General features: G+C 75.9%; 1 protein-coding gene. It reads right to left on the reverse strand.

Features of this window, described 5'->3' with window-relative positions; all coding sequences use genetic code 11:
• Positions 1-708: phosphatase domain-containing protein (locus FHR04_RS20765; RefSeq protein WP_211344233.1), on the reverse strand; the 708-nt coding region annotated here is incomplete at its 3' end.
• Positions 709-739: the final 31 nt, after the last annotated feature.

Here is a 739-nt window from a genome sequence, read left to right on the forward strand (position 1 = left end):
CTCCGCCGCGAACGTCTCGTAGACCTGCGGGTCGTGCTGTCCGTCGTCCCCGACGAGGATCCACTGCAGTCCGGGCAGCTCCTCGGCGAGCCGGCGCAGCGTCGCCGCCTTGTGCTCCCGCCCGGAGCGCATCAGCGCGGCGCCCGTCGGCCCCAGGTCCGTGAGCAGCAGCGACCCCTGGGGCAGCCCCACGCGGTGCAGGAACCGGGACAGGGCGCTCGCCGTGTTCCACGCGCCGGTCGACAGGTAGAAGACCGGGGCGTCCGGGTGCGTGGCGGTGAGCCGCCCGTACAGCTCGGGCATGCCGGGTACCGGCTTGCGGCGCGCCTCCGACCGGACCAGGAAGTTCCACGCCGCGAGGTGCGGGCGCGGGACCATCGTCACGAGCACCGTGTCGTCGATGTCGCTCACGATGCCGTGCGTCGCCGCGGGGTCGACCACCTGGACCGGCGCCGGCACGTCGGCGTCCTCGCCCACCGAGAGGTAGAGCGTCTGCCAGCCCGGCTCCAGCGGGACGTCCAGCCACGCGTCCAGGTAGCCCCCGCGGTCCGTGCGCGCCACCAGCAGGTCCGGCCCCTCGCCGGGCTGCGCGCGGACCCGCACCTCGGCGTCCGGCAGCTCGGCCGACAGCAGGTTCCGCCAGCCCCGGCGGGCGAGGCTGCCCGGCGTCGGCGCGTCCGGCGCGGTAAGCAGCACCCGGGCGCGCACCCGCGAACGGTGGACGGTCCCGTACGACGGG

It is taken from the genome of Deinococcus radiopugnans ATCC 19172 (assembly GCF_006335125.1).
Classification (GTDB): Bacteria; Deinococcota; Deinococci; order Deinococcales; family Deinococcaceae; genus Deinococcus; species Deinococcus radiopugnans.